The following is a 17,282-nucleotide window of genomic DNA, read 5'->3' as shown; positions in this document are numbered from 1 at the left end:
AAATTATTCCTTTTCAATTAATATCTCAAAAATTGCCTGCTGGTGGCCCGGCTTGCCGCCACCAATATCGTAGGTCTTGCTCAGGCGGAATGTTTGCGCTGTCGTTTTTTCTAACAATTGATTCCAGGGCAGGTATTGCCCTTCCTGCGGTTCATGGGAAAGCACCGCTGTTAATGCGCGGGTAAAATAGTATGTAAATATGCTTCCTATTTTTGAATCGCTGATGGCAAACTGGCCGCGCTGTGACGAAGCCACCAGTATGGAAATAGTATGATTTTCATCCGTAAAAAGTTTTTTAGTCATTGCCGTACCAACGGGAGGCAACAGGTCTTCCACAATATCCATTTCCACATGGCTTTCATTCGTGCGTTTATAAGGGACATTGCTATTGCAGCAATCGCCTATAACAATATTGATGCGCCCGCCCCGGAGCCGCATGCGTTGCAACATCACCGCCAGGTTTTCGGTATGTTCATTAATAAAATCTATATGGTTATAATTCATTTTATTGTTGTGCGCCCGCAAATCTATCTGCGGATATTTCCGGCTGGTGTCTTTTTCATAACTAAAGCCGTGGCCCGAATAATAAAACAGGGTTACATCATTATTAAAAGGTTCAATACTGTCAATAGCCTCCAGTAAATTTTCGCGGTTGTAATCTTTGCCGGAAATTTCTATTTCACAAAAATCAAAATCGGTATGCCGGCAGATATTTTTAAATACAGTGTGCACCGCTTTTACATCTTTTGCACAACCTTTGGCAATTTCAGGGTCGTGGGTATTTGCCATAACAATAAGAATGAGTTTGGGTGTAAGACCAGATCTGTCTTTTTGCAATGCTTCCCTGAACCTGGCTAACCGGCGGGTAAAAGATAAAACTGTGCGGGCACACATAATTCATTAAATTTAGATTATTGCTGTTGCAGTGGATTTTAAAAAGCCGATACACAACCCATTAAATATAATTGAAAATAGCAAGAATGGATAATAATCTGCAACAACAAACCCTAACACGATAGCACATGCCCCGGTATTGTTGTATCCTGGTCTTTTTTGCCTGTTGCACGGCCACCATTGCGCAACCTTTTAAAATGGATAGTCTGCAAAATGCATTGCGAACAGAAGCGCAGGACAGCAACCGGGTAAGCTTGTTGTGGAAACTGGCTGAGCAATACCAGTTTTATAAACCCGATACCACTTTGCAACTGGCACAACAGGCACTGTTACTCGCAAAGCGCATCAGGTATACAGAAGGCGAAAGCCGTTCCCTGGCCGTAATGGCTACAGCACAATACCTGCTGGGCAATTACTCCGGCGCACTCAATAATTACGTGCTCAAATTGCAGATCGAAGAAAAAAGAAACAGCGCCCGGAACTATGCAAGTGCGCTCAACAATATCGGGCTTATGTATATTTTACTGGCAGATTATGCCAATGCACTGAGTTATTTACACAGGGCCGATTCTGCCATACATGCTGCCGGCGGAGAAGTAAAAAAAGAATTGAGGAACAGGATTTTGATCAATCTTGGAGAAACCTTTTACCGGATGAAAAAAGCGGATTCGGCAAATTATTATTTTTCGGAAGCGCTAAAACTGGGGCTCAGTAACCAGGATGGTTTTTACCAGGGCGCAGCATTGCTGGGCCTTGGTAATGTAGAGCTTGCCGGAGGAAACGATAGCACAGCCACGGATAACTACCGTAAGGCTTTGGTTTTTTTGAACGATGGAACCAATAATGATATGTTCTGCGAAGCAACACTGGGACTGGCCAATGTTTTTCAGAAAAACAACCAGCCCGATTCAGCGCTGCATTATGGCAGGCTTGCTTTTGAAACGGGGCGCAAGGATGGCTTCCTGAGCAGGGAACTGGATGCCGCTACTTTTCTCAGCCATTTTTACAAGAATAAAAAAAAATACGACAGTGCTTTTGTTTACATGGAACAGGCGGCAATGCTGCAGGATTCATTAAAGGGCCAAGCCAAAACAAAAGAAGCAATGATCATTAGCAGTAATGAACAATTGCGGCAGGCAGAATTGGCCGAACAAAAACAAAGAGAAAATGAAACAAGGATACAACAGTTGCAGATACTGGCCATTTGCATTTTTATACCGGTATTTTTTATGCTTACTGTGGCCGTGAGCAAAATACGCATCCATAAAAATGTGGTGCGTTTTATGGGTGTGGTTTCACTGCTGTTGCTGTTTGAATTTTTGGTGTTGCTGCTTCACCCGCCGATAGGAGAGCTTACGCATCATAACAAAGTACTGGAGTTGCTGATATTGGTAGTGATAGGCGCGGGGTTGGTACCACTGCATCATAAGCTGGAGCGCCTGTTGATAGAAAAGCTCACAAAGCCCCGTGTACATAGGGAGGTAGCGCCTGGGGCAGAAGAAGTGCAGGAAGATATGATTGCCGCCAATGAAGCAACCATAGAAGATATGCCCTGGAAAAAAAGCGAAGCAACAGCGCAAAAAAAATCTGCTTCCGCAGACGAAACTACAGAAGCAGACAAGCAATAATTTACCATCTTTAAGAGCTTGGAATAACGGGCTTAATGCCGCCTTTCTTTAAAAGTGGTTTTTTCGCCGCTTTTTTTGCTGCCGCTTTTTTAGCAGCGGGTTTGGTATTTTTTTTTGCAGGCATAATAAAAATTTAATACTCCTAATATAAACATTTATTTTGGCAAAAGGATATTGTTGAAAAATGTTTTATTAGCCATAGTCGCGCTGGGTATTCATCAAAAGCTATTGCGGGAAGCTATGAGACTCCCGCGCTGAACGATTCGCCGGGGTCTGCTCCATACGCAATAGTGTCATGTCAACCGATAATTTTGGGGTAAAGTTTCTTTGGTTTTCGCGTATCTTCAGTTTGCTCAAGTTGTCCACTACCAATGTTATCTTCTTTGCAGGCGGGTACCATTCATCGGCAATTTGCTTAATAAACGCCGCCCAATCTTTTTTTGTCTTTTTTTCTGTTACTTCTATGAATGACGGACCAAAAAGCTGTTTATTATTGCAAACAAAATATAAAAAAATTATAGCTAATTTTTATTCCCATAGGTGTTGGTTAAAATACATAACAATGCACTGCGCCCTGGATATAAAAGGCGGGAAAATACCCTTCATTTATTTATTGCTTTATCCAGGGAATTGTTATGTCACTGCTGATACTGCTTATTTTAAGAAGATAGTACCCGTGTTGCAATTTGCCTACATCTGTTCTTATAATAGCATCGGTTGATTTCATCTTCCTATCAAGCAATATTCTTCCAGACATATCTGCTACCTGCAGTTGCACCACCTCAATATGATTTCCGTTTACCAGTAATAGTTCATCAGCTACAGGATTCGATCCCAAATAAAACCCGGCGATTTTAAAATTTACTTTGAGTTGCAGGGTTTTCGACAAAGTATACCTGCCATCTTTGTCTGCCTGCCGGATGCGATAAAAATGTAAGCCTGGCGCCAGTCCGCCATCCAAAAATGAATACAATAATTTGCCCGGAACTGTTGTAGTGCCGTCCCCATCACGGAGTGTTCCCTTTTTTATAAAATGACTTCCATCTGTTGAATGTTCTATTTCAAAATGATCATTGTTTTCAACCGCTTCCACCTGCCATTGCAGTTTTGCCTGGTTTCCCTGCACTTCGCCTGTGAAGGATATCCAGCGGAGCGGCAGAATCACACTACTCAAATGTGTATATAGGTTTGTTACTTCAGTACTGCTCAGCACGCGGTTGTAAAAAACCATATCATCAAGATCGCCGGTATACACACAGGTGGGAGCGCAGGGATTGGATCCGAGGCGAATGCTATTTGGTGCGGTTAATGAAGCGGTGGTGGTACCGGACGATGTAGCTACCTGCACGCCGTCCATGTATAAAATGATGGTGCCGCTTGTTTTGTTGCGGGTTGCTGTTACAAAATGCCAGTTACCGTCGTTGTACCCTCCCACAGTTGATTTGACGGTGATATCGGGATTGCCAATGCCAAAGCAAACTTTACCTCCATCTATCAGCGCTGTTCCCCAGTCGGTAGTACCGCCGCAAACTTCAGCATCAACAAGTGCATTGCCGCCATACCACTGACTACTTGACGATGCAGTCATCGTAGTCCTGAACCAAAAGCCAACGCTAAAATCATCACTTACCGCAGTTACCAGTGCCAACGGCAAAGTTCCAACTGAAGAGCCTGCAGTAAATGCAGTGGCAGAATTACTATTGCTAAAGCGGTTCGTGACGGCTGAAGTGGAAGCGAGTGATCCGTTGTAACCATTAGCGCTGATATCGGTAGCAGTATTGTTGAGTTCGTAGATTGCAATGGCACCAGCAGGCATCTGGGCAATCAGAATAACCGGAAAGGTTATAATTGAAAGAGCTAATAGGATAGATTTATTCATGATTTGGTTTTTTTAAATTAATTGGAAGCCGAAGCTACATACAATAGTTAATAACATGCTTACAAATGCACATACAGTTATAACATTGGCGCGGATGGCAGGAGAACAGCAACTAAAGGGCTGGTGTAACTTTGAGTTCTGCCGGGTGCTGATACTCCTGAATTGTCGGGTCATTTGCTTTAGTTCCATTTCTCTCAGCAGATTTAATTTTAGCTGATATTTGACTTCTTAGGTATCCATTTATAATTCTTACAATCAAAAGCGATGTGAATATATTTTGCTCATTAGAACTTATTTGCTTTTACTATTCAATACGATATATCCTAAAACACCACCAATAATAGAAGCTGTAAAAATACGAATGCCTGTACCTAAATTTAGAATTCTTTCCTTTTTCCGGAGCCGCAGTGATTAAAATCAATACATGCAATATTCCCAATCATCATTTTACAACTTTGGTCAAAATACTTTTGACATACAATCAGCAGTATGAAAAGAATATTACTGGCAACTAACGCCGCGCAGGCAAAATTGCATGCTTTGGATTTTGCTTGTTTTGTTGCCAAAGCAACAAAGTCTGAACTCACAATACTTTTCCTGGAGTCCACACGCTATGAAAAGGTTCCTGTGGTCAAAGAGGTACATAGTATGCCGCATGTGCAAACAATAATAGATAATGATCTGCCGGAAAATCATGAATTGGAAGACTTATATGCGCACAACAGGAAGCTTTTCTCGGACGCCTGTCAATCAAGAGGTGTGAATGCTTCTGTATGTGCGTTCAGAAAGCTTAGTTTAGAAAAGATCATTCTGGAGAGCCGGTTTGCTGATGTGCTGATCGCCGACCCTGATTTATCTTTCTCCAACAACACGGAATCAACGCCTACAGTGTTTATAAAAGAGTTGCTTTTAAAAAGTGAATGCCCGGTTATTCTTGCCCCGTTTAGTTTCGATGGTGTTGATGAAATTGTGCTCGCATACGATGGAAGCAAATCATGTGTTTTTGCCATGCGGCAGTTTACTCATCTGTTTCCGGCATTTTCAGCCAAAAAAATAATCGTGCTGCAGGTAAATGAAAATGAGTCCGATAATTCAGTAATCCATATGGAGATGATCCGGAAACTTTTGGCCTTACATTATGTTAACGTGGAATTCAAGACCTTACATGGACAACCTGGAGATGAACTACTTTTATACCTGATAGGTAAACGGAATACTTTTGTAGTGATGGGGGCATTTGGCAGGAATATGCTCAGTAATTTTTTTAGAAAGAGCATGGCAGAAAGAGTGCTTAGTATGTTGAACTTACCCGTTTTGATAGCACATCGGTGATTTATTTACTAAAAACAATATTAAATATGTTCGGCAATTTAACGGATAATGAGATAGAAACATTGTTGCAGTCCCAATTGGTGGGACGCATTGGCTGTCATACCAATGATTTTATTTATGTAGTGCCTATCAGCTATGCGTATGATGGTCAATATTTGTATGCTCGTACTTTTGAAGGATTGAAAATGAAGATTGTCAGGGAGAATCCAAAGGTTTGCTTCCAGGTAGACGACATGCAGGATATGGCCAACTGGCGAAGTGTAATTGCCTGGGGCGAAGTGGAAGAGCTTTCAGATGAGAAGAGTCGTAAGAAGGCATTGGAAATTCTTTCAGCAAGAGTATTGCCTTTCCAGAGCAGTGAAACCACTCATCTTTCACCCTTGTGGCCTTTTTCGGTAGAATCCGAAAGGGTGCCGGGCATTTTTTTCCGGATTTTACTTACCGGGAAAACCGGTCGTTTTGAAAGACGCGAACCTTCGTCCCTTTTTGCAGGCTAAGCAGTATACGATGACTGATAACAACCATTTTGAAGGAGTCGAGCTGAAGTATGCGGCCGGAATGCCAGAGCAAGGAATATACATATATCTAAGATGCCGCAATACAACAAAAAAAAGCTGTTGAAATGGACGTTAAAGGCGTAAATGATAAACGTATACAACAGGTATAAATGCAGCCCCCCAAATATAGAAAGCCTTTGCCTTGTTCCGGAAAACGCGCGCAGTGCATATGACCAGTGCGGGTACAACCAATACGCTGTCTATGATGTCTTGCCCGATGGCTTGAATTTGCCAGTTATGGGATTCCAACTTGTACACCGATGGCTGCAGCACGCTTAGTATGGAAGCCGTAAGAATCATCGCCGCCTGGAGGAAGGACAAAGACAAAAAAATATTATCTTGTTTTGTACGTAAGTCTATTGGATTGCTATACATACTTTGTATTTTTCAGTGAAAAGAACCGGGATGATTTTCCAGGCCTTTCATCGTTTTAAATATTGTTTGTAATGATGACCGGTGAACTGGATTATCTAAGAACTATTATGTTCATCTGCGACAATAGTGGACTAGTACTGTTTAATCAGCACGGCACCCCCATGTTCGGCAAGCATTCCATCATCTACAAATTCCACGTCCCCACCATTTAATAATATTTTTTCGATTATATCGTCAATGGCATCGTGTATGTTTGAAAACTTACTGTAAGATTGGGAGGAGACCGGAACGATTTGAAGCGTATTCTGCTTTTCGGCGGTAACAAAATAATTCTTTTCTACTATCAAAAGTTTCCCTTTACCACTCATAGCCTCTTTCCAGATTTCCGCTGGTCCTGTCACTAATTTATGTTTATCTGCGGCGGCATCAATTTTGTGTAACAGGTTTGTTTGTTTTACCTTTTCCCAATTGTGAATCAGGGGTTCTAAGAGTTCCTCCAGTTCCCTGACAGGGGATTCATGATAGTTGCCTGTCAGGTATTCTATCACATGGGCTCCCTGATGGGTGATTTTTTTAAAATGTCCCAACACCCGTTCCGGGCCAATAACAAAGAGTGGTAATTTATAAGCGTCTACGATTATCTTCAGTGAGGCATCGGTATGGCGAAGAAATTTTTCCATAAGGATCTTTTTGCGCTCCGAAACCTCGCTGAAATTCGATACGCGTTCGGCAAGATCGTTTCTGTAGGTATATGCCGGCCTTAGCGGTGGCGATACAATAAGTGTCAATTTGTTGTTTTCGCCAAGATAAATCTTGCCGTTTGTTCCGCTCAATAGCAAAACAAGATAGTTCTTCCTCAGTTTTTTGTTATATAGCAGATCTCTTATCTCAAATGTTTCATCAATTACAACTTTATGCTCCATCTCAATATCAAGGTATAAAACCTTTTCAAAAACAGGTGAAACATAAATAGCAATGCTTTTTTTGTATGTATTATAATTGAGGTTGTTTACAAGTGTCTGCAACTTCTGCATGATGAGTATTGCAACTTCAGATGGGTAATCCTGCAACAGTTGTCGCTCTACGTGGTCAATCGAGGCTTTGATAGTGTGAGAAAGTATCGTTTTTGAGGTCATAACGGGCTTAAATGGCAGGAATATAGAAACAGCGGGGCGATAATGCACTGTCTCTATCAGTTCTTGTATCTGCGGTTGCAATACGGAGTTCATAAAAAATGATTTAGATACCGAAGCTACTTCCAATCATTTGTGCAGAAGTTGATGACTGTCACAAAAACTGTTGATTGTCCTCACTGCTGTCGGTATAGGAAAATGCCTGTATTCGATCTTGTTACTCTTTCAGTTGAATATTCCATTTTCCCTTCATCCGCAAATGGAGAGGAACCCTACCGCTCAACCATGCATTACCCCAGAAGTTTTGAGAACATTCAAAGTAGTTATAACTGCCGGATGGGAAGGGATGCGTACCGCGCAATATTTCAAAAGGGGAGTGGTGGGAATATTAAAATTACAACAGAATGCACTTATAGTAATTTTCGCTTTTAGCAGATTGTGACTATATACTGTAGTGCTATTCTTTTTTCCGTGGTATGAATGTGTTTGATTGCTACATTTATGAAAAAATAGATAGAACTACAGGAAATACCAGTGATCACCTGGCCAATGAAAGAACTTTTCTTGCCTGGATCAGAACAGCTATCGGTATCATGGCATTTGGTTTTGTAGTAGTTAAGTTCTCATTGTTTGTCAGGCAATTAGCACTTATGATGGGCAACCCGCAGGTTGTATCTCACAGAAGATATTCAGAAACGGTTGGCATTATCCTCGTGGCAGCAGGATTGCTAACCTGTATTTTAGCCTTTTTGCGCTACCGTAAAACTGCGAAGCAAATTACTTCAGGCAACTACAAGCATTCAGCCATGCTGATTATTATTGTTATGGGGTGCATTGTATTGGTCGGCGTTTTGTTAATTGCATACCTTATTGAGACTACCTGACCATGTATTTAATTTTATTCGGGTAGTGTCTATGAAAAATTATCCCAATCCTGGATAATTGAATACTGGTGCGATAGATTTCTCTCAATTGCTCATACTATCAAGTACGGGTTAAAGCGCTCAACGCTACTAATCCAATCCGAACAGCAGCCAGCCATAGAATTTTCCATGGTAACTTTTTAGAGCATAAAAGTAATGGGCTCAAAAGAGAAAAAGCAAATACGGGGAAACCACTTGTTTTCTACTCCTTGTAAATATTATTCCACATCTATGATGAAAATCATACAAGCCCTTAATTTGGATCAATACAGGACTGGAAATGGAAGAGTATCTTGCAGCCAAACTTGTTTATGAAAGCTTTAGTATACCACGGACCGAAACAAAAGAGCTGGGAGGAAATGCCTGTACCTGTTATCCGGCAAGCCACCGATGCAGTCGTCAGGATCACAAAAACTACCATTTGCGGAACGGATCTTCATATACTCAAGGGGGATGTTCCTGAAGTTACAGACGGAAGGATTCTCGGTCATGAGGGTGTTGGTGTTGTTGTAGAAACGGGAACTGCCGTCAGCAATTTTAAAAAAGGAGATAGGGTATTGATCTCTTGCATTACATCCTGTGGCAAATGCAGTTATTGTAAAAAAGGAATGTACTCTCATTGTGAAGACGGAGGATGGGTTCTGGGACATTTAATAGATGGCACTCAGGCAGAGTATGTAAGGATACCTCATGCGGACAATAGCCTGTACCATATTCCCGACAACAGTGACGAAGAAGCCCTGGTAATGCTGAGTGATATATTGCCTACGGGTTTTGAGTGCGGTGTATTAAACGGTAAGGTTAAACCAGGTGCTACGGTTGTCATAGTCGGGGCAGGGCCTATAGGGCTGGCATCTTTACTTACAGCCCAATTTTATACGCCTTCAGAAATTATTATGATTGACACTGATGATAACCGCCTGGCCGTTGCGGCAACATTTGGTGCCACGCATATCATTAACAATGTAAAAGAAAATGCCGTTGAAAAAGTAAAACGGATAGCTGCCAGAGGTGCGGATACAGTCATAGAGGCGGTAGGCATTCCTGCAACCTTTGAGTTGTGCGAATTGCTGGTGGCCCCTGGCGGAACAATTGCCAATATCGGAGTACACGGAAAAAAGGTTGATCTTCATCTCGAAAATCTTTGGGCGCATAATATTACAATCACAACCGGTCTGGTGGATACGGTAACAACTCCCATGCTGTTAAATATTGTACACTCAAAAAAACTGAACGCAAAACAACTGATTACGCACCGGTTCGCATTAAGCGACATTATCATTGCCTACAATACATTTGAACAGGCCGCAAAAGAAAAAGCATTAAAAGTTATTTTAAACAATACATAACACTCCATTAAAATATATACATGTTACAATAGCAGAACAGGCAATACCACTGATTAGGTGCCGAATGAACGCCTGGGCGCTACGGGCCATTTAGCCTTCTCTGTAATGTACAAAAAAGCTAAAGATTTTTAAACCTTCCGAAAGCTTCCCTTTCCAACATTTCTCTATGATCGGGGTGTGCAATATGGATTAAAGCTTTTGCCCTTTCCCTCATATTTTTCCCGTACAAAAATGCCACGCCATATTCTGTAACAATGTAATGGGCATGCGCCCTTGTGGTAACAACGCCTGCGCCCTGTTTCAAAAAAGGGACTATCTTAGAATCGCCTTTGGAAGTGGTGGAAGGTAAGGCTATAATTGGTTTCCCACCTTCTGATAAGGCTGCTCCCCTGATAAAATCAATCTGTCCGCCTACGCCCGAATAATGATAGGTACCAATAGAATCGGAACAAACCTGGCCCGTAATATCTATTTCAATGGCGCTATTGATAGCAGTAACTTTTGGGTTAGAGCGAATCACAGCGGTATCATTTACATAATCAATATTCATCACCAATACACCCGTATTATCATCTACAAAATCATATAACTTTCTGCTTCCTAAAATAAATCCGGCCACAGTTTTTTCAGGGCATTTTTTTTTATGTTGATTGGTGATAATTCCTCTTTCAATCAATGGGAGTACACCATCGGAAAACATTTCCGTGTGCAGCCCCAGTTCTTTATGATTGGAAAGGCTTGCCAGAACTGCATCCGGAATAGCTCCGATTCCTGTTTGGATTGTGGCGCCATCTTCAATAATTTCCGAACAAAAGGCGCCAATTTTTAAGGCAATATCAGAATGCGATTCATCGGAAATTACTTCCGGTAACTCCTGCTCTGTATAAACGAGACTATCAAAATCTTTTATATTTACCAGTCCATCCCCAAAAGTTCTTGGCATTTTGGGATTTACCTGTGCTATTACATGCTTTGCGGCTTTGATAGCGGCGGAGGTTGCATCAACGGAAAGTCCAAGAGAACAACATCCATGCTTGTCGGGCGGTGAAATCTGTACCAATGCCACATCCAAAATAATTAATTTTCTTCTGAACAAATTCGGGATTTCGCTCAAAAAAACAGGGATATAATCGCCCCGGCCTTCATTCACGGCCTGCCGTACGTTTGCCGAAACAAATAAAGAATTGATCCGGAAATTATTTTTGTATTTTTCATCTGCATAGAGCGCCTCACCGTAGGTACTCATACTGATGATTTCCACATTGGTAAGTTCTGGCGCACGCGCTACCATTTTTTTTAATAAAAAATGAGGTGTCGCCGCACCGCCATGCACAAAAACGCTATCGCCGGATTTGATGATTTTTACCGCATCTTCGCCTGAAATATATTGTTCCAATTTTTTCTGATTTTAGTAAGAAAATGGGATTAATGGACGCTTAAAGGTCATTTTCGGTCTCAATTAAAATAATGAGCACTATCAGCCAAATGAATGATCTTTGTGCGTAAAATATATGGCTGCAAAATTTTAAGATTGTAAAGGCCATTTTTAAACGTAACCGATATACTTTATCGCAAAGTGATGGTACGAACCCGGGAATATTCACCGGATTTTGCCTGCTGCATAAATCATGGGCGCAACCTGTTCAATCGTTTATGAAAATGAACCTTTGAAAAGAACAGCATGTTACAAAAGTCACGACCAATTACAAATACTTTTTTTAATTGAAAGAGTTAAGTCTCATAATTTTGGTGCCTAACGGTTTAATAGACCATCGCCAAAAAGCCGGGAGCGGATGCAATGAAGGTTTCTGAACAGATTTTAAATAAAGTAAAGCATCTTTAAGATAATATCATCCCTTCTGATGTGCATGTAAGTACTACCCGAAATTATGGAGAAGCTGCTTCGGAAAAGGTAGCGGAATTATTGCTGCATTTGTTTATCGCAATTGTGGTAGTTACCATATTTGTGATGATGGCCATGGGCTGGCGGGGGGGACTGGTAGTATTTCTTTCTGTACTTGTTTTTGCCCGTTGGAATGGGGGCTCAAAAAAATTGGATGTGGAATCCGGTGGCGGAAAGTGTTGCTAAAAAATAGTATCCCCGTAAATTATAGACAGGGATGGTATTCGGGGAATTGACCACGAAAAACCTGGCAACTGAAACAGGATTTTCAGAGGCGGCATTATTACAATATGCAATTTAAAAATTTCAATGGGTATTTCATCAGACATAACGATAGAAATAAAGGGAAGTATTTGCAAATGCCTAACGAATGTCATCTTAAAACATAACTCATATCATTTAAAAGAATAGCATAGAAGTTTACATTCGTTTTAAAAAATAGAAACAAGAAAATCGTTGTATTATTTGCTTCCGTTTATCATTCTTCATTTTTGGGGGTTTACTTGCTGAACTGGTTTCACAAAGAAAGAATTATTGCTAAAATGATTAGTGGTAAAAATATTCCTTACTTGTGTAACATAAGTTCCCGACCGGGGTTTTTAATTGATGCAACTTTGTAAAATAATTATTTAATCACTTTGAAAATATAAATAAGATGAACTACCATTTTTCAAAAATAGTTACTGGTGATTTTGATGCCACTATTTCAAAAGTTACGCAAGAATTAAAAAAAGAAGGTTTTGGCATACTTACAGAAATTGATGTGAAAGAGACTTTAAAAAAGAAATTGGATGTTGATTTCAGAAGGTATAAGATTCTTGGCGCCTGCAATCCGCACTTTGCACATCAAGCTCTGTTAGCTGAAGATAGAATCGGGACAATGCTTCCATGCAATGTAATAGTTCAGGAGAGGGAAAATGGTAAAATAGAGGTTTCTGCAGTGGATCCGGTAGCTTCTATGATGGCGATACAAAATAAGAAATTAGGCGAAGTTGCTGATGAGGTGAGAGAGAAATTAAACAAAGTGATGCTTAGCATTTAAATTATAAATGCAAGAAGAAAATCTGAGTAACCCGGATAAAACCATCCGCATCGTTGAGTCCATTGCACTTCTGTTCTTTACCGGTATTATTTTCCGGTCTGGCAGTGTAACCGTTCTTGTGGTTACAGCGCTTATAGCTTCTACCTTATTTACTATTTTTTCAATATATCAACGAAGAAAATCAAATTTGGTTACACGAAAAATGAGCAATTTATGGCACACGAAATAGATGTACAATGGATGGGCAAAATGCAATTCAATGCATTGGTAAACGGGCATACTATTGTAATGGATGGCCCCGAAAAAGTAGGTGGGGAAGACAACGGCCCTATTCCAAAACCTTTTGTACTAACGGCTCTTGCGGGTTGCACCGGAATGGACATTGCGGCAATATTGAGAAGGGGTGATAAAAAAGTGGATGATTTCGACATGAAAGTGATTGGAGAAATCAGCAAAAGAGTACCGATTGAATACATCGCAATCCATGTTATTTACGAATTTAAAGGCACTGCTGAAAACAAAGAAGCTGCGCTAAATGCAGTAACAGATTCACAGGAAAAATATTGCGGTGTAAGCAGCATGCTGAAGAAAGCGCTGCCTGTAACCTGGGAAGTTAAATATAACGGCGAACTGATTTTTAATAATAAAAAAGAAGAAGCTGCAGCATTAAATTAACCAAATATAAAAACATGACCGGAATAAAAGACTTTCTTTCTAAATATAAATTTACTATTGCGGGAGTATTTATTGGAGCCATTGGTGGCTATCTCTATTATCATTTCATCGGCTGCAATTCCGGAACCTGTGCCATTACATCAAAACCATTGAACAGCACACTGTATGGTGCTTTGATGGGAGGATTGTTTTTAAATATTTTCAAAAGAAAATAAAAAAATCACAAAATAAAATGTTAGAGTCAATAAAAAAATATTCGGATTTGGAACTAAAACAGATTACAGCGAATTAATAAAACAGGGAGCTATTGTTTTAGACGTCAGAAGCAAAGATGAATTTTCAGGTGGCCACATCAAAAATTCGATCAACATTCCGGTAGATCAGTTGAGCAATAGTTTATCAAAATTGAAGGATAAAAATAAATGCATTATTTGTTGCTGCACCTCAGGAATAAGAAGCGGTACAGCCAAGAGGATACTGGAATCCAACGGATACAAAGCTGTTTTGCTGCAATATTAAAATGGTATAAATGGCAATGGATATGGCAAACAAATGGAGGAATGAAATAGTCTAAAGGTGCAAAAATTTAAAATAGTTCCGGCAATTTAATCCGACCTGTACAATCAATCTAAAAAAATCAGGTAATGGGATATTATTCCACTGGCGAAAAAAAGAGATGATCAAGATCATCGTTGTTAATGATCCCGATAATTGGATTGCAAAAAGCATAATAGTAACTTGGTAAGGATATATGCACAACAGTCTTTCACATACAACCCATTTGTCGGTTTACCCGGGTGAATATGTTCCCCTGTTTAAAGAAAATGATTTTAAGCAGAAAACAAAACATTTTTCCAAAGGAAACGGGAATATTCTTCCTGTAAATATTGAAGAGGCGGCAAATTACTATAAAATTGAAATAGCTGTGCCAGGCGTGAAAAGAGAAAAGTTTTTGATAAAGGCTTTTGGTAATGTCTTGACGATATCTGTAATTCATGATCGTTGTGATTTTACTGAACAGGACAATTTTCAGGCACATGAATTTAAGTATTGTTTTAACCGCAGGATTGTATTGGCTGACAATGCAGATACGGCATTTGCAAATGCAAATTATAAATCAGGCATTCTGCAAATGTATATTCCCAAATCAAGCCATCCTCTAAAAACAGCAAATACAAAAATTGCAATTTATTAATGCAGCTTTATTATGAGCTTTTCTATTCCCTTTTCTGCTCATCCTTCTTTTCAAAAAAAAATTGCTTATTTCTGTATGGAATTCGCAATACATCAGCCTTTAAAAACCTATGCCGGTGGATTGGGCTTTTTGGCCGGCTCCCATATGCGAAGCGCTTATGAATTACAGCAAAACGTATTGGGAATAGGTATTTTATGGAAATATGGATATTATGACCAGGTCAGAAAACAAGACCAGGCAATGTATGTATTGTTTCAGGAAAAAGTATATGGCTTTCTAAAAAAAACAGATATAAGATTTTCCGTCAACGTTTCCGGCCATGAAGTATTTGTAACGGCTTATTATTTGGCACCCGAGATTTTTCATACAGCGCCGGTGTTTTTCCTCAGTACCGATATCCCTGAAAATGATTACTTATCCAAAACTATTTGCCACAGGCTTTACGATTCTAACCCGGAAACCAGAATTGCTGCTTCTATTTTGTTGGGTAATGGAGGTGCAAAATTATTAGAGATCATAAACTGGCTGCCCGATGTATATCATATGAATGAATCTCATGGTTTGCCGTTGGCATTTCATCTTTATAAAAAATACGAGGATGTAAAGGAAGTTGAAAGGAGGTTAAGATTCACCAATCATACACCGGAACCCAGTGGAAATGAAAAAACCAATCTTTTATTGCTGCAAAAATTTGGATACTTTGAGGGTATTTCCCCGGAAGAGGTACGAAAAATTGCTCAGGTAAAAAACGATCTGCTGGACCATACCGGTACAGCCATCCGGCTGGCTGGCAGGGTAAATGCTGTATCCAAGCTGCATTGTAAGACCCTGGAAAGTATGTGTAAAGAAACGCAAAGCAGTGGTAAATTAATCGCTATTACCAATGCACAAAAGTTTGCGTATTGGGCTGACGATGAAATGTATAAAGCTTTAAGTGAAAATGATGATAGGGCGTTGGCAACGAGAAAAAGAAAATGTAAACAGGTTTTGTTTGAAGAAGTGGCAGATCAAAATGGTGAGATATTTAATGAAAACGTTCTAACCATTGTCTTTGCAAAGAGATTTGGCGGTTATAAACGGCCGGAATTATTGCTTGGTGATATGAATCGTTTTGAGCGATTGGTTTCCAATATCAACAGGCCTGTACAAATTATCTGGGCTGGAAAGCCTTACCCAATGGATTATACGGCAATTGCTTTATTTGACAGGATCGTTGATATTTGTAAAACATATCCCAATTGCTCAATCATAACAGGCTATGAAATGAAGCTATCAAAATTGCTTAAGCAAGGCGCAGATGTTTGGCTCAATACGCCGAGGATGGGTCATGAGGCAAGCGGTACCAGTGGCATGACGGCAGCTATGAATGGCGCAGTAAATGTTTCCATGCCGGACGGATGGTTTCCTGAGTTTGCAAAGGATAAAAATAATAGCTTTATTATCCCGGCAGCGCCATATGATTTAGCCGTTCATCAACAGGATGAGGCCGAGGCCCGTGCCTTATACGACTTGTTGGAAAAGGAAATAATACCAATGTATTATGATAATCCTGACAAATGGATATCCGTTATAAAAAACGGAATGCGGGATATTATGCCCCGGTTCGACAGCAATAGGATGGCCAGGGAATACTATGAGAAGTTATACGCAGAAGTATAAAAATGCATACGGCTTTCTGAAGAAGAATAATCAAGACTATCCGTAAAATATAGCGCAATAGATGGATGACTCACATCATTGGATATGCTGATATATAATTTCTCATCTTTTTACTCAGCGTTCAAAATTAGCACATCAAAAACACTGACCAATCTCATTGCTTTCGTTGATTAGCGATGCCTGTTTCGGAAAATGGCCGACATATTTTTGCTGTATAAACAATATTTTTTAACAATCAAAGCAAACAATTATGAACACGCGAACATTGACGAAAAGAACGGAGAGCATACCCTCCCTATTTGGAGATTTTTTTAACAAATCTTTGCTGGACCTGTTTGACGGTGATTTTCCATCAAGGATATTGAATGTGCCTGCGGTAAATATAGTCGAGAGAAAAGAGGATTATCTGGTATCTATGGCTGCACCGGGATTGAAAAAGGAAGATTTTAAAATTGATGTGGAAGGCAATATGCTTGCCATCAGAAGTGGAAAAGAAGAAGAGAATGAACAAAAGGATGGAAGATATACCCGCCGTGAATACAGCTATTCTTCTTTTGAACGCAGCTTTACGCTTCCTGATGAAGTAAGCAAAGACAAAATTGATGCGCATTACCAGGACGGCGTTCTAAAGCTTGTTTTACCTAAAAAAGAAGAAGCGAAAAAAATGGCAGTGAACAGGCAGATTACAGTTAAATAACACTGAAAGATTTGTACAATATTAATGCCCCTCATTATAAG

At 40.1% G+C, this 17,282-nt stretch carries 17 protein-coding genes; 13 read left to right on the top strand and 4 right to left on the bottom strand.

Annotation, left to right across the window (positions count from 1 at the left end):
* Nucleotides 1-3: 3 nt before the first annotated feature.
* Nucleotides 4-894 (bottom strand): caspase family protein, encoded by an 891-nt coding sequence (locus FRX45_RS00180; RefSeq protein WP_152266372.1) that lies wholly within the window; start codon nucleotides 892-894, stop codon nucleotides 4-6.
* Between the two features lie 128 nt (nucleotides 895-1,022).
* On the opposite strand from FRX45_RS00180, the gene FRX45_RS00175 reads away from it, so the two are divergent.
* Nucleotides 1,023-2,522, top strand: coding sequence for a tetratricopeptide repeat protein (locus tag FRX45_RS00175; protein ID WP_152266371.1), 1,500 nt, complete (start codon nucleotides 1,023-1,025; stop codon nucleotides 2,520-2,522).
* 610 nt (nucleotides 2,523-3,132) lie between these two features.
* Here FRX45_RS00175 and FRX45_RS00165 read toward each other — a convergent pair.
* Nucleotides 3,133-4,401 (bottom strand): LamG domain-containing protein, encoded by a 1,269-nt coding sequence (locus FRX45_RS00165; protein WP_152266370.1) that lies wholly within the window; start codon nucleotides 4,399-4,401, stop codon nucleotides 3,133-3,135.
* Between the two features lie 489 nt (nucleotides 4,402-4,890).
* Here FRX45_RS00165 and FRX45_RS00160 point away from each other — a divergent pair, with 489 nt between their 5' ends.
* Both FRX45_RS00160 and FRX45_RS00155 read left to right on the top strand, forming a co-directional pair.
* Nucleotides 4,891-5,733: a universal stress protein gene (locus tag FRX45_RS00160; RefSeq protein ID WP_152266369.1), complete on the top strand. Its 843-nt coding sequence runs from the start codon at nucleotides 4,891-4,893 to the stop codon at nucleotides 5,731-5,733.
* 26 nt (nucleotides 5,734-5,759) lie between these two features.
* A complete protein-coding gene (locus tag FRX45_RS00155; RefSeq protein WP_152266368.1) occupies nucleotides 5,760-6,230 on the top strand; it encodes a pyridoxamine 5'-phosphate oxidase family protein in 471 nt (156 codons plus the stop codon).
* A 566-nt stretch (nucleotides 6,231-6,796) separates the two neighbouring features.
* On the opposite strand, the gene FRX45_RS00150 is transcribed toward FRX45_RS00155, so the two are convergent.
* Nucleotides 6,797-7,894, bottom strand: a complete 1,098-nt coding sequence (locus FRX45_RS00150) for a baeRF3 domain-containing protein (protein WP_152266367.1) — start codon at nucleotides 7,892-7,894, stop codon at nucleotides 6,797-6,799.
* A gap of 380 nt (nucleotides 7,895-8,274) precedes the next feature.
* Here FRX45_RS00150 and FRX45_RS00145 point away from each other — a divergent pair, with 380 nt between their 5' ends.
* Nucleotides 8,275-8,682: a YidH family protein gene (locus FRX45_RS00145; protein WP_152266366.1), complete on the top strand. Its 408-nt coding sequence runs from the start codon at nucleotides 8,275-8,277 to the stop codon at nucleotides 8,680-8,682.
* Nucleotides 8,683-9,032: 350 nt separating this feature from the next.
* Nucleotides 9,033-10,070, top strand: coding sequence for a zinc-dependent alcohol dehydrogenase family protein (locus FRX45_RS00140; protein ID WP_152266365.1), 1,038 nt, complete (start codon nucleotides 9,033-9,035; stop codon nucleotides 10,068-10,070).
* A 118-nt stretch (nucleotides 10,071-10,188) separates the two neighbouring features.
* Here FRX45_RS00140 and FRX45_RS00135 read toward each other — a convergent pair whose 3' ends face one another.
* Nucleotides 10,189-11,466: an acetyl-CoA hydrolase/transferase family protein gene (locus tag FRX45_RS00135; protein WP_152266364.1), complete on the bottom strand. Its 1,278-nt coding sequence runs from the start codon at nucleotides 11,464-11,466 to the stop codon at nucleotides 10,189-10,191.
* 468 nt (nucleotides 11,467-11,934) lie between these two features.
* On the opposite strand from FRX45_RS00135, the gene FRX45_RS23435 reads away from it, so the two are divergent.
* The 8 genes from FRX45_RS23435 to FRX45_RS00095 all read left to right on the top strand — a co-directional run bounded on the left by FRX45_RS23435 (nucleotide 11,935) and on the right by FRX45_RS00095 (nucleotide 17,241).
* A complete protein-coding gene (locus tag FRX45_RS23435; RefSeq protein ID WP_226804776.1) occupies nucleotides 11,935-12,159 on the top strand; it encodes a hypothetical protein in 225 nt (74 codons plus the stop codon).
* Nucleotides 12,160-12,628: 469 nt separating this feature from the next.
* Nucleotides 12,629-13,015: a DUF302 domain-containing protein gene (locus FRX45_RS00125; protein ID WP_152266363.1), complete on the top strand. Its 387-nt coding sequence runs from the start codon at nucleotides 12,629-12,631 to the stop codon at nucleotides 13,013-13,015.
* Nucleotides 13,016-13,228: 213 nt separating this feature from the next.
* Nucleotides 13,229-13,690 carry an OsmC family protein gene (locus tag FRX45_RS00120; RefSeq protein ID WP_152266362.1) on the top strand — a complete coding sequence of 154 codons (462 nt, stop codon included), beginning with the start codon at nucleotides 13,229-13,231 and terminating at the stop codon, nucleotides 13,688-13,690.
* Between the two features lie 14 nt (nucleotides 13,691-13,704).
* Nucleotides 13,705-13,905, top strand: coding sequence for a DUF6132 family protein (locus FRX45_RS00115; protein ID WP_193311528.1), 201 nt, complete (start codon nucleotides 13,705-13,707; stop codon nucleotides 13,903-13,905).
* 37 nt (nucleotides 13,906-13,942) lie between these two features.
* Nucleotides 13,943-14,209 carry a rhodanese-like domain-containing protein gene (locus FRX45_RS23790; protein WP_152266933.1) on the top strand — a complete coding sequence of 89 codons (267 nt, stop codon included), beginning with the start codon at nucleotides 13,943-13,945 and terminating at the stop codon, nucleotides 14,207-14,209.
* A 232-nt stretch (nucleotides 14,210-14,441) separates the two neighbouring features.
* Nucleotides 14,442-14,885, top strand: a complete 444-nt coding sequence (locus tag FRX45_RS00105) for an Hsp20/alpha crystallin family protein (protein ID WP_152266361.1) — start codon at nucleotides 14,442-14,444, stop codon at nucleotides 14,883-14,885.
* A 75-nt stretch (nucleotides 14,886-14,960) separates the two neighbouring features.
* Entirely contained in the window at nucleotides 14,961-16,544 is a 1,584-nt protein-coding gene (gene glgP, locus FRX45_RS00100) for an alpha-glucan family phosphorylase (protein ID WP_226804774.1), read from the top strand.
* A gap of 250 nt (nucleotides 16,545-16,794) precedes the next feature.
* Nucleotides 16,795-17,241: an Hsp20/alpha crystallin family protein gene (locus FRX45_RS00095; RefSeq protein WP_152266359.1), complete on the top strand. Its 447-nt coding sequence runs from the start codon at nucleotides 16,795-16,797 to the stop codon at nucleotides 17,239-17,241.
* Nucleotides 17,242-17,282 lie beyond the last annotated feature (41 nt).

Origin of the sequence: Agriterribacter humi (genome assembly GCF_009192765.1) — a bacterium.
Lineage (GTDB): Bacteria > Bacteroidota > Bacteroidia > Chitinophagales > Chitinophagaceae > Agriterribacter > Agriterribacter humi.
This window is presented reverse-complemented; position numbering and strand designations above follow the sequence as displayed.

Bases quoted from the DNA above. Each gene is read 5' to 3' on its own strand.
- FRX45_RS00175 (WP_152266371.1), top strand. From the start codon at position 1,023: ATGCCCCGGTATTGTTGTATCCTGGTCTTTTTTGCCTGTTGCACGGCC.
- FRX45_RS00115 (WP_193311528.1), top strand. From the start codon at position 13,705: ATGACCGGAATAAAAGACTTTCTTTCTAAATATAAATTTACTATTGCG.
- FRX45_RS00155 (WP_152266368.1), top strand. From the start codon at position 5,760: ATGTTCGGCAATTTAACGGATAATGAGATAGAAACATTGTTGCAGTCC.
- FRX45_RS00120 (WP_152266362.1), top strand. From the start codon at position 13,229: ATGGCACACGAAATAGATGTACAATGGATGGGCAAAATGCAATTCAAT.
- FRX45_RS00180 (WP_152266372.1), bottom strand. From the start codon at position 894: ATGTGTGCCCGCACAGTTTTATCTTTTACCCGCCGGTTAGCCAGGTTC.
- FRX45_RS00140 (WP_152266365.1), top strand. From the start codon at position 9,033: ATGAAAGCTTTAGTATACCACGGACCGAAACAAAAGAGCTGGGAGGAA.
- FRX45_RS00095 (WP_152266359.1), top strand. From the start codon at position 16,795: ATGAACACGCGAACATTGACGAAAAGAACGGAGAGCATACCCTCCCTA.
- FRX45_RS00105 (WP_152266361.1), top strand. From the start codon at position 14,442: ATGCACAACAGTCTTTCACATACAACCCATTTGTCGGTTTACCCGGGT.
- FRX45_RS00165 (WP_152266370.1), bottom strand. From the start codon at position 4,401: ATGAATAAATCTATCCTATTAGCTCTTTCAATTATAACCTTTCCGGTT.
- FRX45_RS00150 (WP_152266367.1), bottom strand. From the start codon at position 7,894: ATGAACTCCGTATTGCAACCGCAGATACAAGAACTGATAGAGACAGTG.
- glgP (WP_226804774.1), top strand. From the start codon at position 14,961: ATGGAATTCGCAATACATCAGCCTTTAAAAACCTATGCCGGTGGATTG.
- FRX45_RS00145 (WP_152266366.1), top strand. From the start codon at position 8,275: ATGAATGTGTTTGATTGCTACATTTATGAAAAAATAGATAGAACTACA.
- FRX45_RS00125 (WP_152266363.1), top strand. From the start codon at position 12,629: ATGAACTACCATTTTTCAAAAATAGTTACTGGTGATTTTGATGCCACT.
- FRX45_RS00160 (WP_152266369.1), top strand. From the start codon at position 4,891: ATGAAAAGAATATTACTGGCAACTAACGCCGCGCAGGCAAAATTGCAT.